This window comes from Mycobacterium branderi (genome assembly GCF_010728725.1).
GTDB lineage: Bacteria > Actinomycetota > Actinomycetes > Mycobacteriales > Mycobacteriaceae > Mycobacterium > Mycobacterium branderi.
This window is the reverse complement of record NZ_AP022607.1, coordinates 73,429-87,762: the sequence shown is the minus strand read 5'-3', so window position 1 is coordinate 87,762 and position 14,334 is coordinate 73,429. Positions and strand designations below refer to the sequence as shown.

Genomic DNA, 14,334 nt, shown 5'->3' with positions numbered 1-14,334 from the left:
CCAGCTCGTGCTCGGTGAGGCCGAGCCGCTCGCCGAGCACCTGGGCGGTATGTTCTCCGAGCAGTGGGGATACCATGCAGCGAGCATTCCGCCACGGCTACTCCTTCACGGCTGAGACGAGTTCGCGGCGCAAGATCTTGCCCGCGGCGTTGCGCGGCAACGCATTCGTGAACGTCCATTGCGCGGGAACCTTGAACCCGGCCAGCCTTTCCCGGCAGTAGGCGCGCAGCTCGTCGACGCTCGGCGGCGACGCTGGGTCGACGGCCACGATGCAGGCCCGGATCGTCTCGCCGAGCCGCTGATCGGGGACCCCGACGACCGCCGCTTCGGCAACGCCGGGATGGCTTTGCAGGATGTGTTCAACTTCGACGGGGAACACGTTCTCACCGCCGCGAATGATCTTGTCGCCCTGGCGGCCGACGAGGTAGAGATAGCCGTCTACCAGGCGGCCCAAATCGCCGGTGTGCTGCCAGCCCTCGGCGTCGACGACGAAGGAATGGCCGCAGCGGGCCCATACCTCTCCCACACCGTCCGGACCCGGATTGTCAATGCGCAGTTCGACTCCCGGCGCCGCGCGCCCGACAGATCTCAGCAGTTCCTCGCGGCCCCCCAGGGCGGCGCGATGGTCGTCGTGGCTCAGCACAGTCAGCGGGCTGCCCTCGGTCTGGCCGAACAGCTCCACGAGCGCGACATCCGGCATCACGTGGTGGATCCGGCGCATGGTGTCCGGGCGGATCGGCGATCCGCCGTAGCCGAGGACTTTCAGGGTGGGCAGTCTCAAAGCGTCTGCGTCCAGCAGTGTTTCGATGACGGAGGGCACGGTCACCGTGTGTGTCGGTGCGACCGCGTCCAGATCCCGCCAGGCCGCCACGCTGAACGATGGGTACATCACCAGCGCGGTCTGGTTGGCCAGCGCCACGGCGATGTTGCCCAGGCCCGCGACATGATGAAACAGGCCGCCGATCGCCAGGCGGGCACCCGGCCCGAGTTGCAACAACGCACCGTTGACTTCGGCGCGGCGCGCCAGCGCCGCTTCACGTACCAGGACCTGCTTGGGAGCGCCGGTCGTGCCGGAAGTGTGCATCATGAACGCCACCGCGGGCTCCCCACGCAACGAGCAGGGGTCCGCGCCCGGTGCCAGCTGATCGAGGATCGCAACGCGTCGTCCGGTCTTGGCCGCTAGGTGGCCGGCCTTGTCGGCCCACTCCGGTTCTGCCACCAGCAGCCCGCCGTCCAGGCTCTCGAGGCAGCCCAGAAGTTCGCGCTCGGTCATGTGCGGCCCGAGCGGTGCCAACGGGCGCCGCGACCATGCACCGGCCAGCAGCATGGCCACCGAGGCCGGCCGGGTGCTCAGCAGTGCCGGGACATACTGGCCCGGCGCTGCTCCGTGGGCGTCGAGCAGCTCGATCGCACCGGCCGCCATGCCTAGAAGAGTGGCGGCCGTCCACGTGCAGCGATCGGGCGAAGAGATGATCGCCGGTGCCTGCGGATCGCGAAGCAGCGTCTCGAGCACCCGCCCGGACCAGCTACGTTGACTGTGCACAATTAGTAGGATAATTAATCGATTTATGGGATGGGAAGGAGGCCTACCATGCGCGCCGGCCTCGTGTTACCCCGCGACCAGCGCCGCGTCCCGGCCATGGCGCGATGGGCTGAGGAGCAGGGGTTCGACTGGGTGGCATGTGGCGAACACTTGTTTTTTCATGGCCGCACCCCCAACGCGTTCGTCCTGCTCGCCGCGGCCGCCGGCGCCACCGAGCGCATCCGGCTGCTGAGCGCGCTGACCATCTTGCCGCTCTATCCGGCGGTGCTTGCGGCCAAGCTGGTCGCCACGCTCGACCAGGTGTCCAACGGGCGCTTCGACTTCGGTGTGGGCATCGGTGGTGAGTATCCACCCGAATTCGCCTCCGTGGGAGTTCCGGTGCGGGAGCGGGGGGCACGCACCGACGAAGGGCTGGCGCTGGTCACCCGACTGGTCGGTGGTGAGCCGGTGCAGTTCGCCGGCCGGTGGTCGAGAGTCGACGGTCTGTCGCTGAATCCGCCTGCGCTTCAACGCCCGTGGCCGCCGGTGTGGATCGGTGGTCGCCGCGATGGTGCCTTCCGCCGTGCCGGGCGTTTCGCCGATGTGTGGATGCCCTACATGTACACGCCGCAACGGCTCGAGGACAGCCTCGAATCGGTTCGGGCTTATGCGGCACAGTTCGGCCGCGACCCAAGCACGATCCGGAGTGCCATCTTCTGTTGGGGCTCGATCGAACGTGATTCGGCGGTGGCGCGCCGCGAAGCCATCGCGGCGGTCAGCGCGACCTACAAGCAGGACTTCGAGCCGCTTGCCGACCGCTATCTGCTCACGGGAACTCCGCAACAAGTCGTTGAGCGGCTCGGGGAATTCCGGGATGCCGGCGCGCAGACGGTCATCTTCGGCGGTCCACGCGACGCCGACGCCTGGCAGCGAAGTGCCGAGTTGTTCGCCGCAGAGGTGCTGCCGGCCATCCGCGGCTGGTGACGACCCACGCCGAGTCTGGCAGACGTGGGCAAGGCCGGCCTTGCCGTTGGTCGCCGTGGCGCAGGAGAGCCGGCCATGGTCGAAAACGTCGCCAACTGTTACCATGTAGCTAAATGAATAACGGAATAGGAGGCTGCGCGGCGGAGGAGTGTTTCTCGATCGGCGCGGCCTTGCTGTGAGAAGCCCGCGGTCAGCCCCGGCGCCAGCGTTGTCGCCGGGGTTGACTGCGCAACGAGCCGTGATGGTTCTGTCCAGCGACGGGATTTGATGGGAGCCGCATGACAACTTCAGAGGTGGCCACGCTGGCCGGATACGAGGCGTTCGCCCCGTCGCTGCTGGTGGAAAAGGTCGGTGCAGTCCACGTGGTCAGCATCAACCGGCCCGAGGCGTTCAACGCGGTTGACGAGGCGGTTCACAAGGCGCTGACCAGAATCTGGCGCGCGCTGCTCGACGATGATGACGTACGGGCCGTCGTGACGACTGGTGTCGGCAAGGCGTTCTCGGCGGGCGGGGACATGGTGATGTTCGGCCGGCTGATCGAGAATCCGCGGGCGCGTACCGAGCAGATCGCCGATGCCCGAACGGTTTTCACTGAGGTGATCAATTTCGGCAAGCCCCTGGTGTCGGCGGTTAACGGTCCGGCCGTCGGATTGGGCTGCTCCATCGCGTTGCTCTCGGATCTGCTGGTGATGGGGGAGAGCAGCTACCTTGCCGATCCCCACGTGGCGGTCGGGCTGACGGCGGGCGACGGCGGCGCCGCGATGCTGCCGTTGCTGGTCGGCATGATGAAAGCCAAAGAGTACGTACTGCTCGGTGACAAGATCACCGCGTCGGTTGCCAAAGAACTCAACCTGGTGACCCGCGTGGTCGCCGACGACAAGGTGCTCGATGAGGCGTTGGCGCTGGCGGAACGACTGGCCGCGCTGCCCGCGCAAGCGGTGCAGTCGACCAAGATCGCGATGAACATGCACCTGAGCCGGGCGGCGCTGGGCGTGTTGGAATACGCGCTGGCCGCCGAGTACACCTCGTTTACCACGCAGGAGTTCAAGGACCGGGTGGCCGCGTTCCGGGCTCGCTCGAATCAGAAGTAGCTCAGCGATAAGCGGTGACGCGTGCGGTAAGCGCGACCCTGCCCATGTCATCGATGGCCTGCGCGTCGGCAACCGCGGTGCCGCGGCCGATCCGCAACGGGGCGGCCTCGTAACGGGAACACTCGCCGGCCATAAACGGGCGCAGGAAATTCACCCGCACTGACGCCGTCCGCAGTGGCGAGCCGTCGTCGCTGATGACCGCAGAGGCCGCCAGTTCCAGGCCCGCGGACGACACGCCGCCGTGCACGATACCCACGTCGTTGTAGAGCACAGGGTCGGTGAGTTGGCGCAGCACCCGCCGCCCATCGTTTGAGGGCGTGACCTCTACCGCCATCAGCTCCGACAACGGGGTGTACGGCGTCCTGATCAAGGTGTCGCTCACCCGGTTACCGACCACACGGTCAGCGGAAAGGTAATAGGAGCGCACGGTTGCACCGCCGATGATGGTGCCGGCGCAGGACAGTGTGCAAAACGACAGCGAACTGCTCCCTTTTGGGCCCAGTACCCGGGCGTCGGCGATCACCGGGACATCCGGGTCGGCGGTGGCCAAAGCAGCGCCGTCCGGACTCAGCTCTAGTGAGAGTTCGCTCGAAACCGACCATTCATCCGGGTTGCGGCGCAAGTGATTGGCCAGACCGCTTGCCGCGTCGACCAGGATGGCGAGAGGCCCGACCGTCGCGGCGCCGGTGAACGGATTGGTCATGCCGGCGACACACATCGACATGACGGTCGTGGCCGCCACCGGGTCCTCGTCCAAGGATTCGATGCCGAACCGGCCGAAGATGCGCCGGGGCGTTTCAACGTCATGGGGCACGGCGCCACCTGCCGGCCTGCTCATTGCAGCAGGTCGACGACTGTCGACAACTCGGCTCCGGAGAGCACGTATTCCTCGGCCTTCCTCAGATGCCGATCCCACAGCTCGGCGGCCTTCTCTGAGTCTCCGGCCCGGATCAGCTCCAGCACCATTCGATGTGTCTTGGACGCGCGGCGCGTGGCCTGCTCTGCCGCGGGACCCGTACTGGGCTGCAGCGACCGGTTTGCCTTCTCGATGATGTGATGCAGCATCTCGCTGATCATCTGCAGCGTCTGGTTTCCGGACAGCTTGGCGATCGCGGCGTGAAATTCGGTGCCCGCGTCCACGGCGTCGCTTCCTTCGAGCTCGGCTTCGCGGGCGACGATCTGCGCGAGTTGCTCGAGGGCGGCCGGGTCGCGGTCCTTGGCCAGCTGCACGACCATCGGCGTCTCGATGGCGGCGCGGGCGGCATAGACATCGCGCACGGTCACACCGTCGTACTCGAGTATCAGGCCCGCGTAGCGGGCAAGTGTTTGGCGCCGCGGCCGATTGACGCGCGCCCCCCCGTGCACACCGCGTCGGATCTTGATCAGCGACTCCGATTCCAGCACCCGGAAGGCCTCGCGCAGCGTGGGCCGTGATACCCCGAAACGTTCGATCAACTCAGATTCCGGCGGCAGCATGGTGCCCTCGGCTATTTCGCCCCGCACCATCATTTTGCGCAGCACGGTGGCGACCCGCTCGGCCATCTTCGGCTCCCGAAGGCTGTCGACCTCCACCGTGGCGCTCCCTTCGTTGCCGATCATCCTATGACCCAGCTCAGAAAGGTATAACTATATACTAAATTACGAACTGGACGGATTCATTAAGTCCGCGAGGCCGCTGCCGTGGGGCCGCAACGAAACCGCTAAACAGTTAGCGATACGGTAAGGTAGAACCGCTCCGCGTATCGGGTTGAAGCACGATGCGGCGGCATGATCAGGGGTGAAGGGTGCGGTGGTGTGGCGATGGCCCTTAGCGATGTGCTGGCGCGGCGCTTCCTGCACGTCAACCTCAACTGCAAATCGCTGGATGCCACCGAAGCGCTGTATGTGAAGCAACTCGGCCTATCGGCTCGGATGCGCTCCGACCCCGACGCACCCTCCGACGGCAGAATCCTGGGGCTGCAGGGCGAAACACGCGCTGCCACATCGTTTTTGTACGACGCTCGCGGCGGCCGCAACGCATGCGCGCTGGAAGCCATCCAGTGGACCACTCCGGGACTCAAACCCGATCCCAATCCTGACCCTGCACGTCCCGGAATCCGCTCGGCGCTGTTCACCGTCGGCGATCTGGACACCTATGTGGGCGGTCTGCGCGGCGCCGGCTTTGCGGTGAGCGATCCGCTGACCGGCCTGATTTCGGGCGGCAAATCGGTGCTGGTGATGGACCCGGACGGCGTCGTCATCGAGCTGACGGAAATGCCCGCCGACCTGCCGACCGCATTATTTGCCGGCATCCGGCTCTCGGTCATCGACGTGGCGGCCACCGTGGACTTCCTGACCGCCATCGGTTTTATGGTGCTGCAGGCACCGGCGGGCATGGCGGTCGCGGGTGATCAGCTGGCGCCGGGCTGCGGCGGGACCCAGGCGCAGTGCGTCGTGGCGCGCCTGGCGTTACCCGAAGATCGGCACCAGTTCACGATCAGCGTCGTGCAGCATCCCGCCGCAGTCACCCATCCGCTCCCGGTGGGCGGCAACAGTCAGGGCCTGTATCGTTGTGCGTTGCGGGTAGACAACGTCGAAAGAGCGGTTTCTTCGTTGCCCGGTTCGGTGGAGTTGCTGGGCGATCCGGTGTGGTGCCCGCTGCCGGGCACCAAGATCGACGGGCTCTACGTGGCCTTCATGCGCTCGCCGGACGGCGTTGTCTTCGAATTCGTCGAGCGGCCGCTGAAATACTTCACTGGCTGACCGCAGGCTCAGATGGGCACAACCGCGCGTTCTCACGCCGCCGAAGGCAGCGGATTCGACTACGGGCAGCTGCGCGACATGTGGTATCGCCAAGGCTGGTATTCGAGGCGCACCTGTATCGACGCCTTCAAGCACGGCGCGGCCCACCATGGCGGGGCTGGCGTCACTTTCGTCACCGACCAAGCCGAGGCGACGTCGACGGTGGCCGAGATCCACCGGGCGGCGTTGGCGGCGTCGGCCGGCCTGCAGCGGCTGGGTGTGGCGCCGGGTGACGCGGTGGCGGTGCAGCTGACGAACCGGCTGGAATGCGCCATCGCCTATCAGGCCGTGCTGCTCTGTGGCGCTGTGCTGGTGCCGATCGTGCACGTCTACGGCGCCAACGAGGTCGGCTTCATCCTGGCTGAATCCGCCGCCAAGGTGCTTGTCATGCCGGCGCGGTTTGGCTCGACGCTCTATCTCGACCGGTTGGCCGAGTACGCGCGGATAGACACGCTGCAGCGCGTCGTCATCGTGGGCGCGCAGCCCGCGGCGGGCTATCTGAGCTGGGCCGAACTGGGCTCCGGACCGGGCGAGTACGTCGAGCCCTCACCGGAGGCCGACGACGTGTGCGTGCTGCTGTACACCTCGGGAACGACCTCGGCGCCCAAAGGTGTTCAACACAGCCACAATTCGCTGCTCGCCGAACAACGCACCATGCCCGATCTGATCGCCGCTGATCCCGGCGATAGCCAGTTGGTGACCTTCCCGCCCGGCCATGTCGCGGGGCTGGGCTCGATGCTGCGGGCACTGCTGTCCGGTACCCGGTCGGTGTTCCTCGACAGCTGGGACCCTCATCGGGCCGCTGAGCTCATCGAGCGTTTCGCTGTCACGTCCACCGCGGGAACGCCGTTTCACCTCCTGGGGCTGCTGCAGGTCGATGCTATCGACGCAAAGTTAGCGACGCTGCGCGAATTCCTCACGGGGGCAACCACAGTGACAGAGGAGCTGGGTCGCCGCGCCCACGCGGCGGGAATCAACTCCTACCGGTCCTACGGGCTCACCGAGCATCCGACCGTGACCGGGGCACGAACCGACGATCCCGAGGCGCGGCTGCGCACCGATGGTAAGCCGCTGCCCGGTTCGGCGGTGCGCATCATCGCCCCGGACGGCGCCGATCTGCCGTCCGGCGTCGACGGCGAGGTCATCGTGCGCGGGCCTGATCAATTCATCGGCTACCGCGATCCGGCTCTGAATACCGATGCCTTCACTTCCGATAGTTGGTTCCGCACCGGCGATCTTGGCCGTCTCGACGCCGAAGGACGGCTCGTGATCACCGGCCGGATCAAGGATGTCATCATCCGCGGCGGCGAAACGATCTCCGCGCGCCAGGTGGAGGAAATCCTCAATGCCCATCCCGCGGTCGGTGAAGGAGTCGCCGTGCCCGCGCCGCACCCGACGTATGGTGAGGTGGTCGCGGCTGTCGTGGTTCTCAAGCCGGGCGCCACACTCAGCCTCGAGGAACTAACGGCGCATTTCGCCGACTCCGGTCTGGCCAGACAAAAGACACCCGAGCGGTTGGTGATCGTCGAGTCTGTGCCCAGGACCGCGATGGGCAAGGTAAGCAAAGCCGAACTGAGGCAAGCGCTTTTCGGTGGCGCAGTGTAAGAGTCGTCGATTCGCCTCGGAGTGGCGGTTGCAGCGAGCGCAACGCCGGTGTGGAATGAAAGGTCCCGCCCAGGACCGTGTCAGTCCGCTGAGGGGGCGCTGCCGGTGCTTGCGGTCCACTTTCCGTACGGAATGTGCTCGGGAATCACCCAGAAGCTGCGCACGGCGCTGCTGCCGTCGGGGTTGAGGCGCCACACGTCGACGCTGGGAATCACCAGCGGTTCGCCGCGGTAGCGGCCTTCGTTGTGGGCCACCACGACGGCTTCAGATCCGCCGGTGATCAATTGGGTGATCGTGACCGCAGGATGGTTGGGACCGGTGCGGTCCCACAGTTCACCGGCAAACTCCCAGCCCCGCTTGACGGGGGTGCCCACCGGATCTTCCAGACTCGGTTCGCCGGGCGCGGTCTCGCGCCAGTGCCGCAACCAGCCGTCTTTGTCCTGCTCGTTCCACAGTTGGTACCACCGGCGAATGAATAGTTCTAGCTCGTGGCCTGTCAGAGGCATCGCGGTACTCCCTTCACCTGCCGGGCCGCATCTCTGGGATCGACTCGCGCCCGCGCAAGGCGTTCCCTGCGGTATGACTCCGTGCAAGAATCCTAAGCTGTCTGTAAACTATATAACTGTTTGTGGAGCTTAGGGTGTTGAGCGCGAAGCGGCAGCCGATTAGGTGGGCGAGCACGTGACATGCGCGGTAATCGGCATCGGCCGAACGCTATACTCGCGTAGCTCCGGGCGCACCACCGGCGCCATGGCTGTGCAAGCCTGCCGGGAAGCAATCACCGACGCCGGCCTGGCGTGCACGGATGTGGACGGCATCTGCACCTACATGGTCAACGACTCCGAGCAACCGATCTATGTGGGCTGGGCGCTGGGCATCGAAGAGCTGGCCTGGGCCAACGCGATGTATGGCGGCGGAAATCTGGTGGCCGACCAGATCGCCACCGCCGCAGCGGTTATCGAGGCCGGGATGTGCCGAGCCGTGCTGGTCTACCGGTCCCTTAACGGCCGCTCCGGCCATCGGTTCGGCAGCGTCGAGGGGCCAATGCGTGTCGGTCATGAGGGTCAGTTCGATACGGTCTCCGGGTTTCTCGTTCCGCCGCAGTGGTTTGCGATGTGGGCGCGCCGACACCAGTACGTCTACGGATCTACCTGCGAGGACCTCGGCCAGATCGCCATAACCCAGCGCAAGCACGCCGGACCCAATGAGCATGCGCTGCGCCGTGAACCCCTCACCATGGACGACTACCTGGCAGCCCGGTGGATCAACGAGCCGTTCCGGGTCCTGGATTGCACGTCCGAGGCCGACGGCGCGGTCGCGATCCTGATCGCCGGTGAGGACATCGCCCGTGACAGTGCCCAGACACCGACGTGGTTGGTGGGGTCCTCGAACTCGCAGAGCGGGGCGGGATGGACCGGCTGGGACGATCCCACCGAAATGTATGCGCGCTCAGCGGGTCCCAAGATCTGGGCACGAACGGGTTTGACGCCTGCCGACATTGATGTCGCCTGCATGTACGACTGCTTCACCTACACGGTGATGGCTACCATGGAAGGCTACGGCTTCTGCGAGAAGGGCGAGGTCGGCACGTTCTTCTCCAGCGGGCGCGCCACCTACGGCGGCGATGTCGTGGTCAACCCGCACGGCGGGTTGCTCTCCGAGGGCTACATCCATGGCCTCAACCATCACTACGAGGCAGCGCTGCAACTTCGCCACGCGGCCGGGGACCGCCAGGTCGACGATGCCCAGCTGGCACTTGTCACCGCGGGCGGCGGGCCGTTCGGCGGAGCCAACATCTACAGCAGGGAGCATCCGTGACCAATCCCGCACTGCTGGCGCCGATTCCCGTTCCGGACCCGGATTCGGCACCGTTCTGGAATGCACTCATGGACGGAAAATTGATGCTGTGCCGCTGCGATGACACCGGCAAATGGATCCATCCGCCGCTGGAGCGCAGCCGCTTCACCGGCGGCCCCGTACATTTCGAGCAAGTCAGCGGCGCGGGAACGATATTCAGCTACATCGTCGTGCGGCAACCATTGGTGCCCGGCAGAATGCCCCCATACGTCATCGGCATCGTTGAACTCGCCGAGCAGCCCGGTCTGCGGATCAGTGCGGTCATCGCTGCCGATCCCGCCGCCGTGCGCATCGGGCAGCCGGTCACCATGCGCATCGTCGACTTGGGCGAGGGCGGTTACCGCGTCCCGGAATTTGTGCCTGCGGATGCCGACGGCTCATGACCGTGGCTGTTGACGTGAAAGACGACATCTTGGACGCACCGGGATGGAGCGAGCCGAGGGCCGCGACGCCCTGGCGGAGCAGTCAGTCGCGGTAACCGCGGCACAACGTGGCCTTTCCGATACCGCTATTAGCACCGGTGACAATGACTTTCACTGCGGTGCCATATTCAGCGCACGGTGCCGGTGATTACGGGTAGCCTCTCCCACCCGCGCACCGTCGAGGTGTGGGCCTGCACGGCGTTGTCCCAATCGACCTCCCATTCGGGGAAACGCTTGAGCACCTCCTCAAGCGCCACCCTGGCTTCGAGACGGGCCAGGTGTGCGCCTAAGCAGTGATGGATGCCGAAGCCGAAAGCCAAGTGTTGCCGGGCTTTGCGATGGATGTCGAAGCGATCCGGGTCGGCGAACATGCGCTCGTCGCGATTGGCCGAGGCAGTGAGCAGCAGCATCACGCTGCCCTGGGGCACCGTGGTGCCGTAATGCTCGACGTCGTGTGCGACGTAGCGGGCCTGCACCGGCGAGGGCGCCTCGTATCGCAGCAGTTCCTCGATGGCCCCGGGAATCAGACTGGGATTCTCGGCGAGTTGGCGCCGCTGGTCTGGGTGTTCGGCGAGCACCTTGCCGGCCCACCCAATCAGCCGCACCGTTGTTTCGTTACCGGCGGCGGCCAGTAGTCCGACATAGGTCTGGATGGCAACCTTGTCGAGGCGCTTCTCCCTACCGTCGGTGTCGGTGTAGGTCGCGTTGAGCAGGTCAGTCATCACATCGTCGGCGGGGTGTTGCTGCCGGTAGTCGATGTAGGAGCCAAACCGTTCGGCGTCGAGCAGGTTGAGCAGCGCCGCACTGCCGTCGGGGGACGCGTCGCCGGAGTCGAGCTTGAAGCCCTCGTCGATGCGCTGCCGGTGCTGCGGTTGGTCAGCGTCGGGGATACCGAGCATCATTCCGATGGTCCGCATGGGGATTTCGGAGCCGAAATCGGCTACAAAATCGAAGCTTCCGTGATCGATGAGTGGGTCGAGCGTGGCGACGCAGAACGCTCGGACCTTCGGCTCTATCTCGGCGATCCGTCGCATAGTGAACACGCGGGCGAGCAGCCCCCGGTGCAGGTCGTGCACGGGCGGGTCCTCGAACAGAATGAACCCGGGCGGTATCGGCGCGCCGCTCTTGATCAGTTCGAGCACACTGCCATGACCCGACTGGTAGATCTGCCACTCAAGGCTGGCCTTTTTGATGTCGTCGTAGCGGCTCAGCGCGTAGAAGTCGTACTTGCGGTTGTAGTAGATGGGTGCTTCGTCGCGTAGCCGTCGAAAGGTCGGGTACGGGTCGGCGTCGACCTCGAAATCGTAGGGATCGTAGTTGATGCTGTCGCCAAGAGTCGATGTCGTCATCGGACCCCGCTTCGTTGTGTGCATAGGGCTGGCCGGCGCTGAGACCAGGAGTGGATAAGGCCCCCGGTACACGAGTTGTTCGCTCTCGATGGTCTACCTAGTCGTTCCTTCACAGAGGGCTCCACGTTCTCACCGCTGCATAAGAATACCGCTATATAGTTATATTATCAGTTGGTACTTAAAGGAGTATGCAGAAGCCGCGCGCCTCACCCACTGGTCCTGCTCGCCCACTGTTCGCGCAGCCGGCTCTTGATGATTTTCATGCTGGCGTTGCGGGGTATCTCGTCGACGAGAAGTACATGGCGGGGCACTTTGTAGTTGGCGAGTCGTTCGCGGGCCCAGTTGATCAGCTCCTGCTCGGTGAGGTGTTCGGCCACGACGAAGGCCGCGCCCACTTCGCCCATCCGCTCGTCGGGAACACCGATCACCGCCGCGTCGACGACACCCTCGTGCTGTCTGAGAACCTGTTCGATCTCGGCCGGGTAGGCGTTGAAACCGCCGACGATGAACATGTCCTTCTTGCGGTCGACGATCGTGAGGAAGCCCCGCTGGTTCATGGTCGCGATATCGCCGGTGTGCAGCCAGCCGTCGCCGTCGATCACCGCTGCGGTCGCCTGCGGGTCCTCCCAGTAGCCGCGCATGACGTTGTAGCCGCGCACCAACACCTCGCCCGGTTCGCCGGCGGGGACCGCTGCGCCGGTGTCGTCGACAACCTTGACCTCGACGTCACGGGCGGGCCGGCCAACCGAATTCGCGATGTCGTCGATGTCGTCGCCGGGCTCGGACGTGGTGACCAGCGAGGTCGCCTCGGTGAGACCGTAGGCGGACAGCACCACCTCGAACCCTAGGTCGTCACGCAGTCGGCTGTACAAGGAAACGGGGACGTTGGCGGCGGACGGCACCGCGACCCGCAACGGGGACAGGTCGAATTGGCTGCGGCGGGGATGGCGGATGAGGTCGGTGAACAGTGTGGGCGGGCCGACCAGGATCGACACGCGTTCGCTGGCCAGCCGGTGCAACACGACGTCGACGTCGAACACCGGCTGGGGGATGGCGCACACGCCCTGCATCAGGCAGGCCATCCAGCCGCATTTGTAGCCGAAGGTGTGAAAGAACGGCGGGATGATCAAAAACCGGTCACCCGGGGTGAAGGTGAACACGTCGGTGAGATAGCCGAAGGCCCGCAACGACTGCCCGTGGGTCAGCATCACCCCTTTGGGCGCCCCGGTCGTGCCGGAGGTGAACATGATGTCGGACAGGTCGTCACTGCCCACCGCCTCGATGCGCGAGCGCGCGGTGGACTCCTCGACGGCCGCCCCGGCCGCCAGATAGTCGGCCCACGTTGTCGTGCCGTCCGCGCCGCCGGGCCCCACGAGCATGACCGGGACGTCGACTGCTTCGGCCCGCAGCATCGAAACGTAGTCATTACCAACGAATCCGGGCACTGTCAGCACCGCTTTCGCGCCGCTCTTGCGCAGGATGTAGCCGGCCTCGGGTCCCTTGAACCGGGTGTTGAGCGGCACCAGGATCGCACCGGCGCCCAGCACGCCGAGCGCGGCCATGATCCAGTCTGCGCAGTTGGGTGCCCACAGCGCGACCCGGTCGCCGGGCCCGACACCGGCCGCCATGGCCGCGCGCACCGATTCGATCATGCGCTCGGCGACATCGGCGAAATTCCAGCGCACCCCGGCATCGAGGTCGACGACCGCGTCGGCGGCGCCGAACCGTTGCGCGCTTGCCAGCACCATCCGCGGGATGCTGACGAACTCCCGGTCGTGCCGCATCATGGCTGCGGTGTCAGCCGGTGGTGCTGTTGGCGAATGCGCTGATCGCGCCGGCGGTTTCGTCCGGCTGGTCCAGCATCACATATGTCGAGCTGTCCTTGATCGTGTGCAGCGTGGCGTGTGGAAACGTGTCGACGAGCCGCTGGGCATGGCTCACCGGAAAGAGTTTGTCGGCGTCGCCCCAGGCGACCAACACCGGCTTGTCCCAGGTCTTCATCGCCGCGGTTGCGGCCAGCGTGTAGCGGGGGTTCAGGTCGGCGGTGAGACTGACCGCCTCGCGGCGCACCTGGCCCGACGTGATGAAGCCGTCGAAGATCGCCGGCCGGCGATCGTCATCGATGCCGTGCCGGGTGACCGCCGACGCGAACCGGTCCAGACCCGGTCCGGTGGCCAATAGGCGCAGCACCCCCGCGCCCAGTGTCGCGTTGAGCCGGCATAACCGCACCAGGGGCGCGAAGCCCGACGGCGGGAAGTGCTCGAAGCTGTCGCAGTTGGTGAACACCAGCCGGGCCACCCGATCGAAGGCCAGCAGGTCGTTGCCCAGCGCCGCCTGCACGATGCCGCCGCCGGTGTCGTTGGCCACCAGCGTGACGCCGGAAAGGTCGAGCACTTCAAGGAATTTAGCGATCCGTCGGGCGGCTGCTGCCACGCCCAGATCGACGCCGGGACCGACCGGGATGCGGTGCGCGCCGAAAGGCCAGGTCGGCACGATGCAGCGGTGGGTCTGCGAAAGCCGCTGGGCGACGTCGTCCCACACCGCCCCGGTGACATAGACGCCGTGCACGAAAACCAGCGGCGGGCCTGAACCGGTTTCGGTGTATTCGATTTCGGCGTCGTCGACGACAACGGTGTCAGCCACGGTGGCACTACCCTCCTGCAGACCGTCTTGCGCCTGCAACAGGGTAACTATATAGCTGATTCGGTTCGATCGGTGTTTGG

13 protein-coding genes are annotated in these 14,334 nt (G+C 65.7%); 6 read left to right on the top strand and 7 right to left on the bottom strand.

Features of this window, described 5'->3' with window-relative positions; all coding sequences use genetic code 11:
- Nucleotides 1-97 precede the first annotated feature (97 nt).
- Entirely contained in the window at nt 98-1,543 is a 1,446-nt protein-coding gene (locus G6N47_RS25340) for a class I adenylate-forming enzyme family protein (protein ID WP_139799399.1), read from the bottom strand.
- Nucleotides 1,544-1,591: 48 nt separating this feature from the next.
- Here G6N47_RS25340 and G6N47_RS25335 point away from each other — a divergent pair, with 48 nt between their 5' ends.
- Nucleotides 1,592-2,506, top strand: coding sequence for an LLM class flavin-dependent oxidoreductase (locus tag G6N47_RS25335; RefSeq protein ID WP_163659862.1), 915 nt, complete (start codon nt 1,592-1,594; stop codon nt 2,504-2,506).
- Between the two features lie 278 nt (nt 2,507-2,784).
- The gene (locus G6N47_RS25330) at nt 2,785-3,597 is read left to right on the top strand and encodes an enoyl-CoA hydratase/isomerase family protein (protein ID WP_083130792.1); all 813 of its coding nucleotides are present in this window, start codon (nt 2,785-2,787) and stop codon (nt 3,595-3,597) included.
- Nucleotide 3,598: 1 nt separating this feature from the next.
- Here G6N47_RS25330 and G6N47_RS25325 read toward each other — a convergent pair whose 3' ends face one another.
- The gene (locus G6N47_RS25325) at nt 3,599-4,435 is read right to left on the bottom strand and encodes a PaaI family thioesterase (RefSeq protein WP_083130791.1); all 837 of its coding nucleotides are present in this window, start codon (nt 4,433-4,435) and stop codon (nt 3,599-3,601) included.
- Entirely contained in the window at nt 4,432-5,169 is a 738-nt protein-coding gene (locus G6N47_RS25320; protein ID WP_083130907.1) for a FadR/GntR family transcriptional regulator, read from the bottom strand. Before G6N47_RS25320 ends, G6N47_RS25325 begins: the two co-directional genes overlap by 4 nt.
- Before the next feature lie 228 nt (nt 5,170-5,397).
- On the opposite strand from G6N47_RS25320, the gene G6N47_RS25315 reads away from it, so the two are divergent.
- Entirely contained in the window at nt 5,398-6,339 is a 942-nt protein-coding gene (locus G6N47_RS25315) for a VOC family protein (protein WP_083130906.1), read from the top strand.
- A 12-nt stretch (nt 6,340-6,351) separates the two neighbouring features.
- Nucleotides 6,352-7,983: an AMP-binding protein gene (locus G6N47_RS25310; RefSeq protein ID WP_083130790.1), complete on the top strand. Its 1,632-nt coding sequence runs from the start codon at nt 6,352-6,354 to the stop codon at nt 7,981-7,983.
- A gap of 80 nt (nt 7,984-8,063) precedes the next feature.
- On the opposite strand, the gene G6N47_RS25305 is transcribed toward G6N47_RS25310, so the two are convergent.
- Complete coding sequence (locus G6N47_RS25305; protein ID WP_083130789.1) at nt 8,064-8,489, bottom strand: nuclear transport factor 2 family protein; 426 nt, start codon at nt 8,487-8,489, stop codon at nt 8,064-8,066.
- A 175-nt stretch (nt 8,490-8,664) separates the two neighbouring features.
- Between G6N47_RS25305 and G6N47_RS25300 the strand changes: the two genes are divergently transcribed.
- Entirely contained in the window at nt 8,665-9,801 is a 1,137-nt protein-coding gene (locus tag G6N47_RS25300) for a thiolase C-terminal domain-containing protein (protein WP_083130905.1), read from the top strand.
- Nucleotides 9,798-10,223, top strand: coding sequence for a Zn-ribbon domain-containing OB-fold protein (locus G6N47_RS25295; RefSeq protein WP_083130788.1), 426 nt, complete (start codon nt 9,798-9,800; stop codon nt 10,221-10,223). The genes G6N47_RS25300 and G6N47_RS25295 overlap by 4 nt, the downstream gene beginning before the upstream one ends.
- Before the next feature lie 167 nt (nt 10,224-10,390).
- Here the strand turns inward: G6N47_RS25295 and G6N47_RS25290 are convergent, their stop codons facing one another.
- The 3 genes from G6N47_RS25290 to G6N47_RS25280 all read right to left on the bottom strand — a co-directional run bounded on the left by G6N47_RS25290 (nt 10,391) and on the right by G6N47_RS25280 (nt 14,254).
- Nucleotides 10,391-11,611: a cytochrome P450 gene (locus G6N47_RS25290; protein ID WP_083130787.1), complete on the bottom strand. Its 1,221-nt coding sequence runs from the start codon at nt 11,609-11,611 to the stop codon at nt 10,391-10,393.
- Between the two features lie 206 nt (nt 11,612-11,817).
- On the bottom strand, nt 11,818-13,398 hold the full coding sequence (locus G6N47_RS25285) for a FadD3 family acyl-CoA ligase (RefSeq protein ID WP_308206207.1): 1,581 nt from the start codon (nt 13,396-13,398) through the stop codon (nt 11,818-11,820).
- A 10-nt stretch (nt 13,399-13,408) separates the two neighbouring features.
- Nucleotides 13,409-14,254: an alpha/beta fold hydrolase gene (locus G6N47_RS25280; protein WP_083130903.1), complete on the bottom strand. Its 846-nt coding sequence runs from the start codon at nt 14,252-14,254 to the stop codon at nt 13,409-13,411.
- Nucleotides 14,255-14,334: the final 80 nt, after the last annotated feature.